Below are 18694 nucleotides of genomic sequence, written 5' to 3'. Positions count from 1 at the left end.
GGGCTTGCGCTCGATCGGGGTCTCCGCGTTGCGCACTTCGAGTCGGAGCAGCTTGCGGCCGTTGGGAGCTGTGGGTGAGGTCGGGGCGGCGGGAGCTTGCGTCACAGCCGCAACCTTACGCCCGTGAGGAAGGCCACCCCAATCCGCCGTGAACCCGTCAGTACGCCGACCGACGGGCATCCGTGCACCGCGGAATCAGGGCACGTCGCGACTGCGGAACGAGAACACCGACACGGCCGTGAGGACTGCCAGGACGACCGCGAAGTAGACCACGCCGTGGGTGAGTGAGAGGTGCAGCATGATGTCGCTGCAGTCGTCCATGCAGGAGTAGCCGCCTGAGGGCCAGTACTCGTACCCGTTCTGCAGGATGGCCGCGGCGTTGGAGTGGAACATCCACCGCTCGGGGTCGTCGACGGGGAGCACCGCCATCAGCATCGACCCGCCGACCGCCCCCGCGAGCAGGAGGCCGAGGCTGGCGACCGTGCTGCGGAACAGCATCGTGACCCCGAAGCCACCCAGTGCGGCGGCCCCGGCGAAGAGGGTGCCGCGCAGCACCTGGGCGCCGATGTCGTCGGCGTACCCGGCCAGCTCCACGTCACGGAAGCCCGCGAGCCCGGCGTACGACGCCCAGAACACCACCAGCCCCACCACGGCGAGAAGGGCTCCGCCGATCACCGCTGCGGCGGCCTTCGCCAGCCAGAGGCGGGGACGGCGCGACTCGAAGAGCAGCTGGTTGCTCATCGACCCCGACGCCCAGTCGGCACCGGCGAACGTCGTACCGAGGATGAGGGCGAGCAGCACCATGAAGGTGGCCGCGGACAGGCCCGGACCGTCGAGGGCGTAGGGCGTGCTCAGCTGGTCGCGGTAGAGGTAGTTGGAGATGTCGTCAGGCGGGACCATGCTCTGGCTGCAGAGGGACTCGAGGTCCGGCTCATCGGCATCGAAGCCGTACTGCTGTGGATGTGCCACGCAGTTCGCGATGTCTTCCTCGGCGTACTGCTGCTGCATCTGCATCTGGGACTCGGCGTCGGCGACGTCGGCGTCGCTGAACGGTCGGGTGTTCCAGGCGGTGGCCGCGATGAAGATGATCGGCAGCACCACGGCGGCCAGGAGGATCAGGAGCGCGGCGCGTCGCCAGCGCAGGCGGGTCAGCTCGACCTTGAGGAGGTTCATGCGCGGGCCTCGCCCTCGTCGTACGCCGTGTCGGCGGCCGTGTCGGGGTGGCTCGCGGTGTCGTCGAGGCTGGTGCCCTCGGTCAGCTGGAGGAAGACCGACTCGAGGTCGGCGCGTTCGGCGACCAGCTCGGTCAGGTAGATGCCGGCGGCGGCCAGGGTGCGGGTGATCGCCTGCGGGTCGTCGGTGTCGACCATGATCTCGCCGGCGGCCATCCGCCCGGTGAGGCCGCCCTCGGCGAGGACGCGGAGTGCCTCGGCCCGATCGGGTACGCCGACCCGCCACGAGGTGCCCGTACCGATCAGGTCGTCGACCTTGCCGGTGGCCAGCATGCGGCCCTGTCCGATGATCGTGGCGGAGTCGCAGACCTGTTGCACCTCCGCCAGGATGTGCGAGCTCAGCAGCACGGTCACGCCACGGGCCCCGAGGTCGCGGATCGTCTCCCGGATCTCCCGGATCCCGGACGGGTCCAGTCCGTTGGTGGGCTCGTCGAGGATCAGCAGGTCAGGATCCTTGAGCAGCGTGGCGGCGATGGCCAGGCGTTGCTTCATGCCGAGCGAGTAGGCCCGGAACGGGTCGCCGTCCCGCCCGGTGAGGGACACCGTCTCGATCACCTCGTCGACCCGGGTCGTCGGCACGCCGATGGTTCCGGCCAGCAGCTGGAGGTTCTGGCGGCCGGAGAACATGGGGGAGAACTTGGGCGACTCGACCACCGCGCCGATGCGCGGCAGCACCTCGGCGAGGTGGTGCGGCACGTCGCGACCGAACAGGCGCATGGTGCCCGAGGTGGCCGACGCCAGCCCGAGCAGCATCCGGATCGTCGTGGTCTTGCCCGAGCCGTTGGGGCCCAGGAAGCCGTGCACGCCACCGGCCGGCACCTGCAGGTCGAGGTCGCGCACCGCGATGCGCCGACCTCCGCGCCTGGTGTGGAACACCTTCTGGAGACCTTGGGTCTCGATCACCATCTCGGCCATGTGCCTGTCCCCGTCCCGCTGTTCGTCCCACCTCGTGCGGGTCGCGGGGATCAGGCTCCCACTCTCGGCCGTCGTACGGCGTGAGCCTCGCCGGGTGCTTTCGAGACGCTCGTCCCTCGCTCCTCGACCACCGAGGCGTCAGGTGCCGGGGCGGATCAGGTTGAGTCGCGGTGGCTCGGGCCGGGGCTCGTAGTCGGGGGTCGGCGTGTAGTCGTTCCAGGCGAGCAGGTCGGCCACGTGCTTCTCGACGCTGGGGATCACCTCGGAGACCTCGACGTCGCGGCCGAGCTCACGGCTCAGGGAGGTGACCCCGGCGTCGGCGATGCCACACGGCACGAACCGGTCGTACCACGCCAGGTCGACGTTGCAGTTGAGCGAGAACCCGTGCATCGTGACCCGCCGCGAGACGCGCAGCCCGAGCGCCGCGATCTTGCGCTCCGGGCCCTTCTCGTCGGCCGCCAGCCAGACACCGCTGCGTCCGGGGATGCGTGCGGTGGTGACGCCGAAGTCGGCGCAGACCGCGATCAGGGCCTCCTCGACGCGACGCACGTAGTCGACGACCTTCACCCGCTCGGGCAGCTTCACGATCGGGTAGCCGACCAGTTGGCCGGGCCCGTGGAAGGTGATCTTGCCGCCGCGGTTCACGTCGATGACCGGCGCGCCGCCGGGATCGGCGGGACGTTCGTGGGGGTCGGTGCGGGTGCCGGCGGTGAACACCGGCGGGTGCTCCAGGAGGAGTACGACGTCGTCGGCGCCGTCGGCGACTGCGGCATGGACCTCGCCCTGCATCTCCCACGCCTCGCGGTAGTCGACGGCGTCGGCGCCCAGGCCTGCTTCACGGAACTCGATTGGCACGGATTCGACCTTACTCCCGGGGCGGTACGACACCGGATGTGCCCAGCCGTCGAGCGCCTGTGGACGACCGGATGCGCGATCGTCCGCGCTGGGTCAGGGTGGTGGGGTGAACCTCCGGGGAGTGGTGCTCGGCGCCGTGGCCGCCTTGTTCGTGGCGGCCGCGGTCGGTGGTGTGCTCGTGCTCGCCCGGGCCAGCTCTTCGACGCATCGTGTCGAGGACACGGCGGGGGTGGCGGAGCCGGTCACGTCGGCGGCCCGGGCGACCGTCTCGGCCGGCTCGTGGGAGGTCGAGGCCCGGCGCATCCTTTCGGCCTGGGACGCACGGCGCGCCGCGGCGTACTCCGCGGGTGATGCGCTGGCGCTCGGTCGCCTGTACGCCGAGGGTGCCGGCGTCGACGACGTACGCCTGCTGCGCGCCTATGCCGCCCGCGGCCTGCACGTCGAAGGTCTGCGCCAGCAGGTGCTCGCGTTCCGCCTGGTGCACCGTGAGCCCAGGCGCCTCGTCGTGCAGGTCACCGATCGGCTGGTCGGGGCCGTGGCGGTCGGTCGCGGTCAACGGCTGGCCCTGCCTGCCGACAGTGCCGATCGTCGCATTGTGACGCTGGTGAGACGCCGGGGTGCCTGGCTGGTCGGCCAGGTCCGCTGACCGGGGCCGGTTCGACGAGAGACCGACGACCTCAGTGCCTGAGGCCGGTTGCGAGAACGTCGCGGACGTCGTTGTCGGCGAACTCGAAGCCCTCGGCGAGCAGGGCGGCCGGCTCGGCGCGGACGGAGCCGAGGATCTCCGGTGCCATGCGCCCCGCGGCCTTGTCCAGCACGATCGACGGCACGGCGACGAAGGCGCGGCTGCCCAACGCCTTGGCGAGGGCCTGGGTGAAGTCGGCATTGGTCGGGGTCACCGGGCAGCACAGGTTGTGCGGTCCCGAGGCCGAGTCGCTCTCGGCCAGGTGCACGACGGCGGAGAGCCAGTCGCGCAGGGAGATCATCGGGAAGTACTGCTGCCCGTTGCCGATCCGGGCACCGAGCCCGATCCTGAACGGGATGCGCATCTGCTTCAGGGGAGAGCTGCGACGGTCCATCACCGGTGCGGTGCGCAGGACGCACACCCGCGCGCCGGCGTCGACGGCGGGGGAGGCGGCTTCCTCCCAGAGCTTGGTCACGCCGGTCAGGAAGGCCTCGCCCTCGGGTTCGGTCTCCTCGGTGATCACGCACTCGCCGTGGTCGCCGTAGAACGAGATGCCGTTGCCGGCCAGGAACGCGGTGGGCTGACCGGCGGCCTGGCTGCGGGCGACCGCGTCGGCAAGCACGCGCGTGGTCGCGACTCGGCTGCGGACCAGGTCGTCGGCCCACTTCGTCGAGTGCGGGTTGCCGAGCAGGGGAGACCCGGCGAGGTTGATCACGACGTCGGCTCCGTCGATGACCGACTGGTCGACCTGGTCGGCGTAGGGGTCCCACTGCGACTCGTCATCGGCCTGAACCGGGTGTCGCACCAGCCGGGTCACCGTGTGGTCGCGGGTGCGCAGGCTCTGGGTCAGATGGGTGCCCAGGAATCCGGATGCTCCGGCAATGACGACGTCCATGGCCCAAGCCTGTCACGGTCCCCGTCACGCGCCAACGAGGCCATCCCGCGGATCGAGCCACGCAGTGGAAATGGCGACGGCGCGCGTCCCCGGTCTCCGGGTGACGCGCGCCGTCTGCGCTTCGTGCTGGGGTCTCAGACCTCGAACGAACCTGCCTCGAGGCGCTGCTTGACGTCCTGGAGGAAGCGGGCCGCGTCGGCGCCGTCGACGATGCGGTGGTCGTAGGTCAGCGACAGGTAGACCATCTGGCGGACCGCGATGGTCTCGCCCAGGTTCGGGTCGTCGATGACCACGGGCCGCTTGACGACCGTGCCGGTGCCGAGGATCGCGACCTGCGGCTGGTTGATGATCGGGGTGTCGAAGAGGGCGCCCACGCTGCCGGTGTTGGTCAGCGTGAACGTGCCACCCGAGAGCTCGTCCGGCTTCACCTTGTTGTTGCGGGTGCGGTCGGCGAGGTCGGCGATCTTGCGGGCCAGGCCGGCCACGTTGAGGTCGCCGGCGTTGTGGATCACCGGGCTGAGCAGGCCGCGCTCGGTGTCGACCGCGATGGCGAGGTGCTCGGCGTCGAAGTAGGTGACCTCGCCCTTCTCGACGTCGACCTGCGAGTTCAGGGCCGGGTGGGCCTTGAGCGCGTCGATGGTCGCCTTGGCGAAGAACGGGAAGTACGAGAGCTTGACGCCCTCGCGGGCCACGAAGTCGGCCTTGATCGAGTCGCGGAGGCGACCGATGTTGGTGACGTCGACCTCGACCACCTGGGTGAGCTGGGCCGACACCTGGAGCGACTCGACCATGCGCTTGGCGATCACCTTGCGCAGGCGGCTCAGCGGCTCGGTCTTGCCGCGGAGCGGGGACGGCGTGGGTGCGGCTGACGCAGCAGGAGCGGAGGCACCAGGTGCAGCAGCGGCCGCGGCGGGAGCTGCCGGTGCCGGCGCCTCCTTGGCCTTGGCGGCGTCGAGCACGTCCTGCTTGCGGATCCGGCCACCGACGCCGGTACCGGTGACGCTGGCCAGGTCGACACCGTGCTGGTTGGCGAGCTTGCGCACCAGCGGGGTCACGTAGCCGGCGTCCTCTTTGCCGGAGCTGGCGGCCGGAGCGGCCGAGGCGGCGGGCGCTGCCGGGGCAGGAGCCTCTGCCGCCGGAGCGGCCGGTGCTTCGGCGGCGGGGGCCGCGGGTGCTTCGGCGGCGGGGGCCGCGGGCGCTTCAGCAGCGGGGGCCGCGGGTGCCTCAGCAGCGGGGGCCGCGGGAGCTTCAGCGGCGGCGGGGGCGGCCGGTGCTGCGGCTGCTGCCGGGGCGGCACCCTTGTCACCGATCATCGCCAACACGGCGCCGACCTCGACGGTCTCGTCCTCGGCGACCTTCTGCTCGAGGAGCGTGCCGCCGACCGGCGAGGGGATCTCGGTGTCGACCTTGTCGGTGGAGACCTCGAGCAGCGGCTCGTCGACGGCCACGTCGTCACCGACGTTCTTCAGCCAGCGGGTGACGGTTCCCTCGGTGACCGACTCGCCCAGTTCGGGGAGCTTGACCTCGGTGCCCGCACCCGAGCCGCCGGACGCGGCGGGAGCAGCGGGCTCGGCGGGGGCTTCGGCGGGGGCAGCGGGCTCAGCCGGTGCCTCAGCGGCCGGAGCCTCGGCCGCGGGCGCTTCCGCGGCCGGAGTCTCGGCAGCGGGTGCCTCAGCAGGTGCCTCTTCGGCGGGGGCCTCCTCAGCAGGAGCTGCGCCACCACCTTCACCCTCAGCGCCGATCACGGCCAGGAGCCCGCCCACCTCGATGGTGTCGTCCTCGTTGGCCTTGATCTCGAGCAGGGTGCCGGCTACCGGCGAGGGGATCTCGGTGTCGACCTTGTCGGTCGAGACCTCGAGCAGGGGCTCGTCCATGGCCACCGAGTCGCCAACCTGCTTCAACCAGCGGGTGACGGTGCCTTCGGTGACGGATTCGCCCAGCTCCGGGAGGGTGACTTCGGTGGCCATGTGTTTCCTTCGCTCGAATCTTCTGTGGGTCTGTACAGATCTTGGGGTGGTCAGGCGTGCGCGTGCAACGGTTTGCCGGCCAGGGCCAAGTGGGCCTCGCCGAGCGCTTCGTTCTGGGTCGGGTGGGCGTGCACCAGGGGAGCGACGTCCTCGGCGTATCCCTCCCAGTTGTAGATGAGCTGGGCTTCACCGATCAGCTCGCCGACGCGGGCGCCGACCATGTGCACGCCGACGACCGGGCCGTCCTTGCGGCGGACCAGCTTCACGAAGCCCTGGGTCTTGAGGATCTGGCTCTTGCCGTTGCCGCCCAGGTCGTAGGTCAGCGACTCGACCTCGCCGTACTTCTCCTGGGCCTGCTCCTCGGTGAGGCCGACGGAGGCGAGCTCGGGGTCGGAGTAGGTGACCCGGGGGATGCCGGACTCGTCGATCACCTGGGGCGAGAGTCCCGCGAGCTCCTCGGCGACGAAGATGCCCTGCTGGAAGCCGCGGTGGGCGAGCTGCAGGCCCGGGACGATGTCGCCGACGGCGTACACGCCGGGCACGTTGGTGCGCAGCCGCTCGTTGGTGGTGACGAAGCCGCGGTCCATGGCGACGCCGACCTCGTCGTACCCGAGGCCGTCGGTGGTCGGCCCGCGGCCGACCGCGACGAGGAGGATCTCGGCCTCGATCGTCTTGCCGCCCTCGACGGTCACCACGACGCCGGAGTCGGTGGTCTTGACCGACTCGAAACGGGTGCCGGTGAGGAAGTTGATCTTGCGCTTGCGGAACGCGCGCTCGAGCACCTTGGAGGAGGCGGCGTCCTCGGCGGCGACGAGCCGGGGGAGTGCCTCGACGATGGTGACGTCGGCGCCGAAGGACTTCCAGACACTGGCGAACTCGCAGCCGATGACGCCGCCGCCGAGCACGATCGCGGAGGCCGGCACCCGGTCGAGACGCAGGGCGTGCTCGGAGGACATCACCCGCTCGCCGTCGATCTCGAGGCCGGGCAGGGAACGCGAGTAGGAGCCGGAGGCCAGCACCACGTTCTTGCCGGTGTACGTCGTTCCGGCGACCTCGACCGTCGTCGGGGAGGTCAGCTTTCCCTCGCCCTCGACCACGGTGATGCCGCGGGACTTGATCAGGCCGGTCAGCCCCTTGAAGAGACGGGAGACGACACCGTCCTTGTAGGCGTTGACCCCGGCCATGTCGATGCCCTCGAGCGTGGCCCGTACGCCGAACTGGCTGGCCTCTCGAGCGCTTTCGGCGACCTCTGCTGCATGCAGCAGGGCCTTGGTCGGGATGCACCCGACGTGGAGGCAGGTGCCTCCGAGATTGCCCTTCTCGACCAGGGCCACCGTGAGGCCCAGTTGAGCCGCGCGCAGGGCGCAGGCGTAGCCGCCCGAACCGGCTCCGAGAATGACCACGTCAAAGGTGTTGCCGGCTTGCGGTGTTGCCGCGTCTGCCACGTTGTCCTCCACTCCTGATGAAACGACGCCGCCCATCCTTGCACTAACTCCAACCGGGCCGACACCACCCTTCTTGCGGACGAGATGTCGACCCGTGCGTCACACTGTCCGCATGGGTTTGTTCGACCGATTCCGACGCGGCTCGCGCAGCAGCCGCCCCACCGGCGGTGCACGCACCGGCTCGACGAGCGTGCGCGCGGCCAGCGCCGCCGACGAGCAGCACCTGCGCGACTTCGTCACCTCGCGTCGGGGGGTCGAGGGTTTCGTGGAACCACGCACCGCGGTCAGTGACGTCACGTTGCTCCTTGTCGCCCACGACGGTGAGTGGACCCGCCGCCGGGTGGCGTCGGTGCAGTGGGCGCACAGCTTCGCCAACAAGCACCAGGTGCCGTCGTACGACGCCGCGGTGGTCGGCATCCCGCAGCGCATGCGCGACTACAACCGCCGGATGAAGAACCAGTGAGCGACACCGGCGAACGGCGCCGCATCGTGCTCCTGATCGATGCCGACAACGCCCAGGCCAGCAAGGTCGACGTGGTGCTCGACGACCTCGCCAACGAAGGCGAGGCGCGCACCCGACGCGCGTACGGCGACTGGGACGACTCGCACCTCAACCACTGGAAGGCCGTCCTCCACGAACGGGCCATCCGACCGGTCCAGCAGTACGCCCTCACCAAGGGCAAGAACGCCAGCGACATCGCGCTCGTGGTCGACGCGATGGACCTGCTGCATCGTGACCAGCCCGACGCCTTCGGCCTGATGTCCAGCGACGCCGACTTCACCCCGTTGGTGATGCACCTGCGTGAGCGGGGCGCCGACGTCTTCGGGTACGGCGACTCCAAGTCACCGGCCCCGTTCGTGAACGCCTGCACGAAGTTCCTCCACCTCGACAAGATCGTCTCCTCCGACGACGTCGACGAGCCGTCTGATGCCGCGACGTCAGCGCCGCCGACTCGGGTGCCGACCCCCAAGCTGCGCGGCGACGCGGCTCTCGTGAAGCTCCTCCGTGAGGCGGTGTCGGGCACCGCCGACGAGTCGGGTTGGGCGCGGGCCTCGGCGGTCGGGCAACGGATCCGCAACCAGTCGTCGATGGATCCCCGCAACTACGGCTACCAGCGGGTCACGGACCTGCTGCGGGCCACCGAGCTCTTCGAGAGCCGTGACGACTCCACCTCGGCGGTGTCGTTCCGCGATCGGCGCCACCAGGGCGTCCAGGGCACGGCGAAGAAGACCCAGCCCAAGAAGGCCCAGGCGAAGAAGGCCTGAAAAATCAACGGGCCCACGCCGCAGCGGCGTGGACCCGTTCGTGTCGTCGGTGTGCTCAGGCGTCGCCGGACGCTGCCTCGGCGGATGCGGCCTCGGCGCGGGCGGCGACGTACTCCACGAGTGTGGCGACACCGAAGCCCGTCCCGCCGGGCGGCGTGTGGCCGTGGGCGCCGCCGGTGTTGTAGCCGGGACCGGCGATGTCGAGGTGCGCCCACGGGATGCCGTCGGTGAACTCTCGCAGGAACGCGGCCGCGAAGAGCCCGCCGCCCCAGCGCACCCAGTCGTGCTGCGCGATGTCGGCGACCTTGCTGCTCTTGATGCGCTCGGCCATCTCGTCGGGGATCGGCATGTGCCAGAACGCCTCGCCGGTGGACTGGGCGGCCGCCTCGACGTCGGCGACGACGTCGTCCGAACCCATCAGGCCTGCGACCTTCTCACCGAGCGCGACGACCATGGCGCCGGTCAGGGTGGCAATGTCGATGATGGTGTCGGGCTTCTCCTCGGCGGCCATCACGAGTGCGTCGGCCAGGATGAGCCGGCCCTCTGCGTCGGTGTTCGTGACCTCGACCGTCGTGCCGCCCCGGATCGTCAGGACGTCGCCGGGGCGCATCGCCGCACCGGAGATCATGTTCTCCGCCATCGGCGCCCACGCAGTCACCTTGACCGGCAGGCCGAGCCTCGCGATCAGGAACAGCGCCTGGATGACGCTGGCCGCACCGGCCATGTCCTCCTTCATGGTCACCATCGAGTTGGCCGGCTTGATCGTGTAGCCGCCCGAGTCGTAGGTGATGCCCTTGCCGACCAGCGCCACGTGGCCGGTCGCACCCTCGGGCGACCAGGTCAGCCTGACCATGCGCGGGGGAGTCTCCGACCCGCCGCCGACGCCGAGGATGCCGCCGCAGCCGTCGGCCGCGAGGTCCTTCTCGTCCCACACCTTGAGGTCGATCTTCGGCGCACCCCGACCCTTGGTCAGGGCGGCGTGCTGGGCCACGACCTCGTCGGCGAACGACGGCGGGTTGAGGTCGTTGGCCGGACGGTTGACCCACTGGCGGGTGAGGTTCTGGGCCTCGACGAACAGCTGCGCGCGGTCGAACGCGGCGACGGCCTCCTGCTGGCGGGCGATGCTGCTGAGCACGACGATCTCGCCGGCCGCGGTGCTCTCGGGCAACGAGTCGCGCTTGAAGTCGGTGAACGTGTAGCCGCCCAGGAGGTAGCCCTCGGTCACGGCGCGCACCAGCTCCGGCGATTCGGCCGGCAGGGCCAGGGCGACGGACGCCGCGTTGGTCACCGCACGTGACGCGGCGCCGGTTGCCCGGCGTACGACGGCGGGGGTCAGCTTCTGCTGGTCACCGAGCCCGACGAGCAGCAGCAGCGGGGCGTTGATCGTGCCGCTGGTGGGGATCTTGGCGGTCTCGCCGACCTTCCCGGTGAATCCGAGGCTGGCCAGCAGGGGGCGGAACTTGCGCCCGTAGGCGGTGGCCACGTCCTCTCCGCCCGTGGCGATGGTCGGGCCCTTGCCGTTCCTGGCAACGCCGACGATCACCACGTCGGCTCGGGTCTTGGCGGGGCTGGCGCTGCGGAGTGTGTACGTCGTCACATCGAGCACTGTAGTTGGGATAGGTTCGGCCCATGTCCGACGCATCCTCGTTGCTCACCTCACCCCTCCACGACAGGCACGTTGCCCTTGGCGCGAAGTTCGCAGAATTCGGCGGCTGGTCGATGCCGCTGGAGTACTCCTCCGGCGTGGTCAAGGAGCACACCGCCGTCCGTGAGGCGGTCGGCATCTTCGACGTCAGCCACCTCGGCAAGGCCATGGTCACCGGCCCCGGCGCCGCGGCCTACGTCAATGCCACGCTCTCCAACGACCTCGGCCGGATCGCCCCCGGCAAGGCGCAGTACACGCTCTGCTGCGACGACGCCACCGGCGGCATCGTCGACGACCTGATCGCCTACTACCAGGACGACGAGCACATCCTGCTGGTCCCGAACGCCGCCAACACCGCCGAGGTCGTACGCCGCCTGCAGGCCGGCGCACCCGAGGGGGTGCACGTCACGAACCACCACAAGGAGTACGCCGTCCTCGCCGTCCAGGGCACCCGGTCCGACGAGGTGCTCGAGAAGGTCGGCCTGCCGACCGGTCACGACTACATGTCGTTCGTCGAGGCGAAGCTGGCCGGCGACGAGTTCCAGGGCCTCGGTGTCGTGGTCTGCCGCACCGGCTACACGGGCGAGCGCGGCTACGAGCTGATCGCGAGGAACGAGATCGCCGGCGCCCTCTGGGACGCCCTCGTCGCGGCCGGCGAGGAGTTCGGCCTGCTGGCCTGCGGGCTCGGTGCCCGCGACACCCTGCGCACCGAGATGGGCTACCCGCTCCACGGCCAGGACATCTCCCTCGACGTCACCCCCAGCCAGGGACGCGTCGGGTGGGCGGTCGGCTGGAAGAAGGACGCGTTCTGGGGCCGCGACGTGCTCCTCGCCGAGCGCGAGAAGGGTGTCGACCGCTTGCTGCGCGGTCTCGTCGCCGTCGGCCGTGGCATCCCGCGCCCCGGCATGTCCGTCCGGCTGACCGCCGACGTCCCGCTGTGCGAGGTCACCTCCGGCACGTTCTCCCCGACGTTGAAGAAGGGCATCGGCCTGGCGCTGGTCCCGAAGTTCGTCGAAGACGGCTCCGAGGTCGCGGTCGACGTCCGCGGTCGGCGCGAGGTCTTCACCGTGGTCAAGCCCCCGTTCGTCGACACCTCCGTCCGCGAGTCCTGACCAACCGTGCACTCTTGATGCGCGAACCGTGGATTCTTGACGTCCGAGCCGTGGATCCTTGCGGTCCCGCACCAAGAATCCACGGCTCGAAGCGCAACAACCCACGGTTCGCGCATCAATGAGGCACGGTTCGCGCGGTCAGGAGAGGGCGAGGAGGGTGAGGAGCAGGCTGGCGGTGAAGGTCATCTCGACGCCGGCACCGTAGACGTCACCGGTCACGCCGCCGAACCTGTTGCGGGCCCGCAGCGCGAGGAGTACGCCGGGCAGCAGCGATGCGGCACTCGCCACCGCGAGTCGAACTCCGAGCCCGGGATCGAGCCCGAGACCGATCCCGTCGCCCCAGCCCGGGGCGAGGTCTGACAGGGCGACCAGGGCCGAGGCGGCTGCGCCGACCAGGACCAGTCCGAGAACGGCACCCCCGAGACCGACACTGGTCGCGACCGTGGCACCCAGCCCGTCGGGACGGGCCGCGGGGAACCAGCGGGTGCACAGCAACGGCAGCACGCCGCGGCTGACGACGAGGGCGACGGCAAGCGCCGGGGGACCCCAACCCAGCCAGATCGCCTGCTGCAGTGCAGCTGCCTGCAGCATCAGGGCCACGACGAGCGTGACCACGCCGAACGGGCCGATGTCGGACTGCTTCATCACGGCCAGGGCGCCCTCGCCGCGGCGCCCGGAACCGAGCCCGTCGGCCACGTCGGCCAGCCCGTCGAGGTGCATGCCGCGGGTCAGCCACGCCAACGCCCCGAGCACCATGACGGCCAGCACCCAGGCGCCGAGGCCGACGTCGCGGTCGACGGCGAACCACAGTGGCCCGGCGGTCAACAGGGCCAGCAGGCCACCGCCGAGCGGAGCCAGCACCATGGCGCGGCCGGCTACCTGCCGGTCCACCCGCGACGGCGGTGGCACCCGCAGCGAGGTGAGGGTGCCGAGCATCAACCAGACCGCGTTCACAGCTCCACCACGCGTCCGGCGACGCACCAGCGCACGTCCTCGGTCTCGGCGGCCAGGCGGCTGTTCAGTCGCCCCATCTCGTCGCGGAACCGCCGCAGCGACGCACGGTCCGGCACCAGCCCCTGACCGACCTCGTTGGTGACGGCGACGACCCGGCGGTTCGTCGTACGCCAGGCCGCGACGAGGTCTGTGACCTCGCCCGTCACCAGGTCGGCCGCGCCCGCGGCCCAGATGGCGTCGTCCCAGGCGTCGTGCCGATCCATGATCCGGGTCAGCCAGAGCGTCAGGCAGTCCACGAGCAGGGGCCCGCCGTCGGCCGAGAGCAGTGCGACGAGGTCGAGGGTCTCGACAGTGCTCCAGTGCTGGGGTCGCCGCTGCTGGTGGACTCGCACCCGCTCGACCCACTCCGGGTCGTCCGAGCGGGGGTAGGAGGTGGCCACGTAGGTCACGTCGTCGTCGGCCAACAGGCGCTCGGCCTCGGTCGACTTGCCACTGCGGGCCCCGCCGATCACCAAGGTTCGGCCGGGTCCGGTGCCCGATCGCCCGGAAGGATGCGATCTGCTGTCACCGGGTGACTGCGATCCGGATCCTTGTTCCGTGTCGCCCCTCTTGTTGGTGCCCAACTCGGTCCCGTCGGCGACCACGCGGGCGCCGTGCGCCGAAAGTCGCCGCGACAGCTCGGGCGTGGGCGGATTGTGGTGGGAGAGATGTACCGCGACCAGATCGGTGTCCGACGTGATGGCACCGGCCGCACGCAGGAGCCGCACCTGTTCGGCGAACGACGGCAGGTCGAGGTGGGCGGTGCCGTGGGTGAGGAAGTCGCCGAACGTCTCCTCGAGCAGCACCACGTCGTACGCCGCATCGGCGACGGCCGTGACGGTCGAGGACGGCAGCGGCCCGGTGTCGGTGGCATACAGCACCCGGCCGCTGGGCGCAGTGACGTCGTAGAGCACGGCGTCGCTGGTGTGGTTCGCGCCGAGCACGCGGACCACCCCGCCGTCGAGCGTGAGGACGTCGCCGGGTGCCACCGCGTGGAAGCGCACGTGGGTGTCGGGTGCCAGCCACTGCCGCGCCGAGTCGATCACCGACGCCGGCCCGACCACGTCGAGCGGTTCGTCCGGCGAGGTGACCCACGAGCGGTAGAGCAGGAACGCCGGAGCCGTGTGGTCGGGGTGGTCGTGGGTGAGCAGCACGTGGCGTACGCCGGACAGCGGCACGCCCAGGCGTTCGGCAGTGCGCAATGTCTCGGGGCCGCAGTCGAGCAGGAACGTGTCGACCAGGGCCGAGGTCTGGGCCCGCACCTCGCCCGCCGTACGGGCTGAAGTGCAGGAGGCGCAGGTGCAGAACGGGTTGGGCCAACCGTCGGCCGAGCCCGTGCCCAGTATCCGGATGCTCATCGCTCGAACCTCACGTCGGGATTGAAGGCGGCCAGCCGGGAGACGCGTCTCAGTGCGCGCAGCAGGGGAGTGCCGACGAGCAGGACCAGGAGGAAGGTGAAGATGCCGCGGGCCAGGTCCCAGACCACCGACGTGGTCACGTAGTAGCGCGCGTAGGCGGCCAGGTTCGTCGCGGTCGAGGCTCCCTCGGTGAAGCTCAGCCCGTCGCCGTACTGCCCGAACGGCCAGAACCAGAGGTTCATCAAGGCGCCGTAGAGCAGGCCGAGACCGAAGCCGAGCACGGCCAGGGTGACCACCTCGAAGCGGCCCTGCCGGCGCGGCAGGCATCCGGACAGGAAGCCGACCCAGCCCGCGGCCATCATCTGGAACGGCAGCCAGGGGCCGACCCCTCCGGTGATCAGGGCGCCGATGAACAGGGACAGGCAGCCCTGCACGAAACCGAACCCGCGGCCGAAGACCCGGCCGCCGAGCATGATCAGCGCGAAGCTCGGCTCGAGTCCGGCGACGCCGGGGGAGAGCGCACGCAGTGCGCCACCGACCGCGGAGAGCATGCCCAGCAGGGCGATCGCCTTCGAGTCGATGCCGCCGGCGTTGAGCTCGGCCAGCACGATGGCGGCCAGCAGCGGCAGGATCAAGGCGAAGATCCACGGCGCGTCGTTGCCGTGCGAGGACGCCTCGACCCCGCCGCCCGGCTGGAAGATGAACGGCCAGCCGAACGCGCCGAGCGTGACGATGCTGGCCAGCATCAGCGCGACGGCTGCGGAGGCGTGCACCCGGACCGCGGTGACGTCACTCATGCCTGCCCCAGCGCGGTGGCCACGTCGTGCACGGTCAGCCAGGGCTGCGGGGCCATCACCTTCGCCACCTGGGGGGCGAACGCGGGGGAGGAGACCACCACGTCGGGGGCGGCGCCGTCGGCCACGATCTCGCCGTCGGCGAGTACGACGACCCGCGAGGCGACCTCGGCGACCAGCTCGACGTCATGGGTGGCGAACACGACACCGTGTCCGGCGTCGGCCAGCTGGTGCAGCATCTCGACCAGCTGGTGCTTGGCGACGTAGTCCAGCCCGCGGGTCGGTTCGTCGAGCAGGAGGAGGCGCGGCTCCGAGGCGAGCACGATCGCCAGGGCCACGCTGAGCTTCTGGCCCTCGGAGAGGTCGCGCGGATGCTGGTCGTCGGGGATGCCCGGGGCAAGCCGGTCGAGCAGCTTGCGCGTGGTGCCGCCGTCCACTCCGGCATCACGGTCGGCCATCGCACACTCGTCGGCGACCGTCGCCGCATAGAGCAGGTCGGCCGGCACCTGGGGCACCAGGCCGACGTCATCGGCGAAGACGCGACCCGATGTCGGCTTGTGCAGGCCGACGACCGTGCGCAGGAGCGTCGACTTGCCGGATCCGTTGCGGCCCATCAGCGCGACGATCTCGCCGGCCTTCACCGTGGCCGTGATGCCGCGGAGGACCGGTCGCCTCGGATAGCCGGCGACCAGGTCGCGCACCACGGCCACGTCGTCCCCGAGGGTCGAGGCGCGGTGCGCCGGCGGTTGTACGTCGGCCAGCTGCTCGCGCAACGTGACCGAGCGGCGGCGCGCATCACGCACGGTCAGCGGCAGTGGACTCCAGCCGGCCACCCGCCCCAGCTGGACGACCGGCGGCGCGATCGGCGTACGGGCCAGGATGTCGGCGGGCAGGCCTGACTCGACCGGTGAGCCGTTTCCGGGAACGTGGATGATGCGGTCGACGTACTGCACCACCCGTTCGAGCCGGTGCTCGGCCAGCAGCACGGTGATGCCGAGGTCGTGGACGAGTCGTTGCAGGGTGGCGAGGACGTCCTCGGCGCCGAGCGGGTCGAGGGCCGAGGTGGGCTCGTCGAGCACGAGGACGCGCGGGTGAGTGGTGAGCACGGCCCCGATCGCGACCCGTTGCTGCTGCCCGCCGGACAGGTGGGTCAGCGGACGGCCGCGCAGGTCGGCCAGGCCCAGGAGGTCGAGGGTCTCCTCGACGCGCTTGCGCATGGTCGCCGGAGAGATGCCGAGCGACTCCATGCCGTAGGCGAGCTCGTCCTCGACGTTGTCGGTGACGAAGCCGGCGAGCGGATCCTGGCCCACGAAGCCGACCACGTCGGCCAGGTCCCGGGGGCGGTGCGTCGCGGTGTCGCGGCCGTCGACCACGACGCGTCCGCGCAGGGTGCCACCGCTGAAGTGCGGCACCAGCCCGTTGACCGCGCGCAGCAAGGTCGACTTGCCGCTGCCGGTGCGCCCCATCACCAGTGCCATCTCACCTTCGGGGATGTGCAGGTCGACGTCGGTCAGCGTGGGCGTGGGGGCGCTCGCATAGGTGATCGTGACGTGGTCGAAGACGATCATGCGGCCACCTCGAGATCGCGCTCTCGACGGGAGGGCGGTGGCAACGGCAGCGGTGGCGCGACGAACGCCGGCAGCAGGCCGACCAGGATTCCGGCGCAGGCCAGCATCGGCACCGGCGGCACGTCCGACACCGATGCAAGCACGAGCGTCGTCGGATCGACGCGCACCTGCCAGAACGTCAGCACGGCGGCCGTCAGCCCACTGGCCACGACCAGCAGCTCGGGCAACGCCCACGGGTCGGGGCGGTAGCGGGTGCGGCCGGTGCGCTTCCCGCCGACGACCAGTCCGGCCACTCCGAGGAGGCACCCGACGGCCAGTGCGGGCAGGCCCATCCAGCTGGACGCGGTGCCGTTGAGGATGCCGTAGATGCCCAGGCAGACCCCGACCATGCCGGTGACGACAAGGGCCGAGGTGAGGCGTCGTTGGCGCGGGTCGGAGACCGTCGTGCGTCCGTAGCCACGCGAGTCCATCGCCGCGGCCAGGGCGACCGACCGCTCCAGGGCACCCTCGAGCATCGGCATCGCGAGACGGCCGAAGCGGCGGATCCGCCCTCTGCTGCCGCCGCGCAGTCGCGCCGCGTCGCGCACCCGGCGGGCGTCGGTGGCCAGCTGCGGGGCGAAGGTCAACGCGATGATGCAGGCCACGCCGATCTCATAGAGGGCGGCCGGCACGTAGCGGAGCAGCTGCCGGGCGCTGCCGAGGGCGTTGGCGGCACCGATGCAGCAGAAGATGGCGGCCAGCTGCAGGGCGACGTACAACGCGGTGAGCAGGCCCTCGAGGGTGACTGGCCCACCGAGCTGGATGCCGGTCGAGTCCGGCAGCGGGATCTCCGGCAGCGTGAACATCACGGTCGTGCCCTGGGTGTTGCCCGAGAGCAGGGTCTGGAAGACCAGGTGGATCACGATGACCAGCATCGCGAGCCGGAAGAACAGGGCGTACGACGACGCCCACGGGGTGTCGCCACGTCGGGCCGAGACGACGAACCAGGTGACCGCCATGATCAACAGCAGCGGCACCGGGTTCGTCGTACGACTCGCGGCGGCGGCCAGCCCGATTGCCCACAACCACCACGCGCCCGGGTGCAGGGCACGCGGGTAGGTGATCAGGTGGTGGGGGCGCACGGGGTGTCGATCAGGCGGCTGAGCGGTTGCGACGGCTCAGGTAGAAGCCGCCGGCGAGGAGCACCACGATGAGGCCGCCGACGCCGAGCAGGACGCCGGTGTTGCTGTCGTCCTTGTCGTCATTGGCCTTGGACGAGTCGGAGGCGCCCTTGTCGTCGGAGGACGCGGTGGCGAACTCGACGTTGCCCTCGTCGGCAGGCGTTCCGGCGTCGGCCTTCTCGTCGGCGCAACCCGTGGCGGGGTAGCCGCTGATGCCGCACAGCAGCGGGCCGAACGACGACTTCTTGGTGCGCAGGTCGGGCGCTACTGCTTGGAGGGTCTGCAGGCCGTTGGCCTTCTCGGGCACGACGGCACACAGCGCCTCGGGCTGGGGGACCTCGGCGCCGTTGGCGTCGGCCTCGACGCCGTAGTCGATCAGCACGGCCACGCGCTTCTCGCCGGCAGCGGCCTCCTTGTCGCCGCAGACCGAGTCGAAGTTGACCGTCGCGAGGTCGGCGCGCGGGAGGTTGGGCTTCTTGAAGTCCGCCGGGGCTGCGTAGCGGTAGCCCTCGACGGAACCGTCGGCCGGCGTCGCACCGGCCGGTCCGGTCTCCTGGGTGACGAAGGCACCGTCGGTCACCGTGTAGTAGGCCCAGTAGCGGTAGACGTCGGCGGCGTGGGCGCTGCCGGGCGTGGCAGCGATGACCAGTCCGGCAAGGAACAGCGAGATCGCGGTGGCGATCGAGGAGCGGAGCGAACGCATGGGCGGGAGCCCTTCTTGATGAGTGGGGCACACGGAGCTGAACCGGACCCGGAGCGTCCGGCTCCCGATCCGCAGACCTCGACGGGTGGAGCCACCATCCC

Annotated in this window: 17 protein-coding genes; 4 read left to right on the top strand and 13 right to left on the bottom strand. The window is 70.8% G+C overall.

What is annotated here, in order from left to right; translation table 11 throughout:
* Positions 1-195: 195 nt before the first annotated feature.
* The 3 genes from ASH02_RS00205 to lipB form a co-directional block, all read right to left on the bottom strand.
* Positions 196-1173, bottom strand: a complete 978-nt coding sequence (locus ASH02_RS00205; RefSeq protein WP_057294095.1) for an ABC transporter permease — start codon at positions 1171-1173, stop codon at positions 196-198.
* Positions 1170-2147, bottom strand: a complete 978-nt coding sequence (locus ASH02_RS00200; protein ID WP_082563592.1) for an ABC transporter ATP-binding protein — start codon at positions 2145-2147, stop codon at positions 1170-1172. Before ASH02_RS00200 ends, ASH02_RS00205 begins: the two co-directional genes overlap by 4 nt.
* A 138-nt stretch (positions 2148-2285) precedes the next feature.
* Positions 2286-3002 (bottom strand): lipoyl(octanoyl) transferase LipB, encoded by a 717-nt coding sequence (gene lipB, locus ASH02_RS00195; protein ID WP_082563591.1) that lies wholly within the window; start codon positions 3000-3002, stop codon positions 2286-2288.
* A gap of 106 nt (positions 3003-3108) precedes the next feature.
* On the opposite strand from lipB, the gene ASH02_RS00190 reads away from it, so the two are divergent.
* Positions 3109-3648, top strand: coding sequence for a hypothetical protein (locus ASH02_RS00190; RefSeq protein WP_156393522.1), 540 nt, complete (start codon positions 3109-3111; stop codon positions 3646-3648).
* 31 nt (positions 3649-3679) lie between these two features.
* Here ASH02_RS00190 and ASH02_RS00185 read toward each other — a convergent pair whose 3' ends face one another.
* The 3 genes from ASH02_RS00185 to lpdA all read right to left on the bottom strand — a co-directional run bounded on the left by ASH02_RS00185 (position 3680) and on the right by lpdA (position 8030).
* Positions 3680-4582 (bottom strand): TIGR01777 family oxidoreductase, encoded by a 903-nt coding sequence (locus tag ASH02_RS00185; RefSeq protein ID WP_056678496.1) that lies wholly within the window; start codon positions 4580-4582, stop codon positions 3680-3682.
* Positions 4583-4716: 134 nt separating this feature from the next.
* Positions 4717-6549: a 2-oxoglutarate dehydrogenase, E2 component, dihydrolipoamide succinyltransferase gene (gene sucB / locus ASH02_RS00180; RefSeq protein ID WP_056678491.1), complete on the bottom strand. Its 1833-nt coding sequence runs from the start codon at positions 6547-6549 to the stop codon at positions 4717-4719.
* A 50-nt stretch (positions 6550-6599) separates the two neighbouring features.
* A complete protein-coding gene (gene lpdA / locus ASH02_RS00175) occupies positions 6600-8030 on the bottom strand; it encodes a dihydrolipoyl dehydrogenase (protein WP_082563590.1) in 1431 nt (476 codons plus the stop codon).
* Positions 8031-8106: 76 nt separating this feature from the next.
* On the opposite strand from lpdA, the gene ASH02_RS00170 reads away from it, so the two are divergent.
* Positions 8107-8457, top strand: a complete 351-nt coding sequence (locus ASH02_RS00170) for a hypothetical protein (RefSeq protein ID WP_056678488.1) — start codon at positions 8107-8109, stop codon at positions 8455-8457.
* Positions 8454-9260: an NYN domain-containing protein gene (locus ASH02_RS00165; protein ID WP_056678486.1), complete on the top strand. Its 807-nt coding sequence runs from the start codon at positions 8454-8456 to the stop codon at positions 9258-9260. Before ASH02_RS00170 ends, ASH02_RS00165 begins: the two co-directional genes overlap by 4 nt.
* A gap of 55 nt (positions 9261-9315) precedes the next feature.
* Here the strand turns inward: ASH02_RS00165 and ASH02_RS00160 are convergent, their stop codons facing one another.
* Positions 9316-10857 carry a leucyl aminopeptidase gene (locus ASH02_RS00160; protein ID WP_056679432.1) on the bottom strand — a complete coding sequence of 514 codons (1542 nt, stop codon included), beginning with the start codon at positions 10855-10857 and terminating at the stop codon, positions 9316-9318.
* Between the two features lie 32 nt (positions 10858-10889).
* Here ASH02_RS00160 and gcvT point away from each other — a divergent pair, with 32 nt between their 5' ends.
* Complete coding sequence (gene gcvT, locus ASH02_RS00155) at positions 10890-12017, top strand: glycine cleavage system aminomethyltransferase GcvT (RefSeq protein WP_056678483.1); 1128 nt, start codon at positions 10890-10892, stop codon at positions 12015-12017.
* A 138-nt stretch (positions 12018-12155) separates the two neighbouring features.
* Here gcvT and ASH02_RS00150 read toward each other — a convergent pair whose 3' ends face one another.
* From ASH02_RS00150 to ASH02_RS00125, 6 genes are read right to left on the bottom strand one after another with little or no spacing between them, the layout of a single operon-like run.
* Positions 12156-12971 (bottom strand): adenosylcobinamide-GDP ribazoletransferase, encoded by an 816-nt coding sequence (locus ASH02_RS00150; protein ID WP_056891197.1) that lies wholly within the window; start codon positions 12969-12971, stop codon positions 12156-12158.
* Positions 12968-14368, bottom strand: coding sequence for a bifunctional adenosylcobinamide kinase/adenosylcobinamide-phosphate guanylyltransferase (locus ASH02_RS26795; protein ID WP_056891196.1), 1401 nt, complete (start codon positions 14366-14368; stop codon positions 12968-12970). Before ASH02_RS26795 ends, ASH02_RS00150 begins: the two co-directional genes overlap by 4 nt.
* The gene (locus ASH02_RS00140) at positions 14365-15165 is read right to left on the bottom strand and encodes an ECF transporter S component (RefSeq protein ID WP_056678481.1); all 801 of its coding nucleotides are present in this window, start codon (positions 15163-15165) and stop codon (positions 14365-14367) included. The genes ASH02_RS26795 and ASH02_RS00140 overlap by 4 nt, the downstream gene beginning before the upstream one ends.
* Positions 15162-16730, bottom strand: a complete 1569-nt coding sequence (locus ASH02_RS00135) for an ABC transporter ATP-binding protein (protein ID WP_056891195.1) — start codon at positions 16728-16730, stop codon at positions 15162-15164. The genes ASH02_RS00140 and ASH02_RS00135 overlap by 4 nt, the downstream gene beginning before the upstream one ends.
* Entirely contained in the window at positions 16727-17851 is a 1125-nt protein-coding gene (locus tag ASH02_RS00130; protein ID WP_056891194.1) for an energy-coupling factor transporter transmembrane component T, read from the bottom strand. The genes ASH02_RS00135 and ASH02_RS00130 overlap by 4 nt, the downstream gene beginning before the upstream one ends.
* Positions 17852-17861: 10 nt before the next feature.
* Positions 17862-18593 carry an SCO2322 family protein gene (locus ASH02_RS00125; RefSeq protein ID WP_056678474.1) on the bottom strand — a complete coding sequence of 244 codons (732 nt, stop codon included), beginning with the start codon at positions 18591-18593 and terminating at the stop codon, positions 17862-17864.
* Positions 18594-18694 lie beyond the last annotated feature (101 nt).

It is taken from the genome of Nocardioides sp. Soil796, from assembly GCF_001429525.1.
Classification (GTDB): Bacteria; Actinomycetota; Actinomycetes; order Propionibacteriales; family Nocardioidaceae; genus Nocardioides.
The sequence above is the reverse complement of the archived record's forward strand: the minus strand, read 5'-3'. Positions and strand labels throughout refer to the sequence as shown.

Excerpts from the sequence above, each read along its gene's own strand:
- ASH02_RS00205 (WP_057294095.1), bottom strand. The coding sequence starts at position 1,173 with ATGAACCTCCTCAAGGTCGAGCTGACCCGCCTGCGCTGGCGACGCGCC.
- ASH02_RS00135 (WP_056891195.1), bottom strand. The coding sequence starts at position 16,730 with ATGATCGTCTTCGACCACGTCACGATCACCTATGCGAGCGCCCCCACG.
- ASH02_RS00125 (WP_056678474.1), bottom strand. The coding sequence starts at position 18,593 with ATGCGTTCGCTCCGCTCCTCGATCGCCACCGCGATCTCGCTGTTCCTT.
- ASH02_RS00200 (WP_082563592.1), bottom strand. The coding sequence starts at position 2,147 with ATGGCCGAGATGGTGATCGAGACCCAAGGTCTCCAGAAGGTGTTCCAC.
- lpdA (WP_082563590.1), bottom strand. The coding sequence starts at position 8,030 with ATGGGCGGCGTCGTTTCATCAGGAGTGGAGGACAACGTGGCAGACGCG.
- ASH02_RS00185 (WP_056678496.1), bottom strand. The coding sequence starts at position 4,582 with ATGGACGTCGTCATTGCCGGAGCATCCGGATTCCTGGGCACCCATCTG.
- gcvT (WP_056678483.1), top strand. The coding sequence starts at position 10,890 with ATGTCCGACGCATCCTCGTTGCTCACCTCACCCCTCCACGACAGGCAC.
- ASH02_RS00170 (WP_056678488.1), top strand. The coding sequence starts at position 8,107 with ATGGGTTTGTTCGACCGATTCCGACGCGGCTCGCGCAGCAGCCGCCCC.
- sucB (WP_056678491.1), bottom strand. The coding sequence starts at position 6,549 with ATGGCCACCGAAGTCACCCTCCCGGAGCTGGGCGAATCCGTCACCGAA.
- ASH02_RS26795 (WP_056891196.1), bottom strand. The coding sequence starts at position 14,368 with ATGAGCATCCGGATACTGGGCACGGGCTCGGCCGACGGTTGGCCCAAC.
- ASH02_RS00140 (WP_056678481.1), bottom strand. The coding sequence starts at position 15,165 with ATGAGTGACGTCACCGCGGTCCGGGTGCACGCCTCCGCAGCCGTCGCG.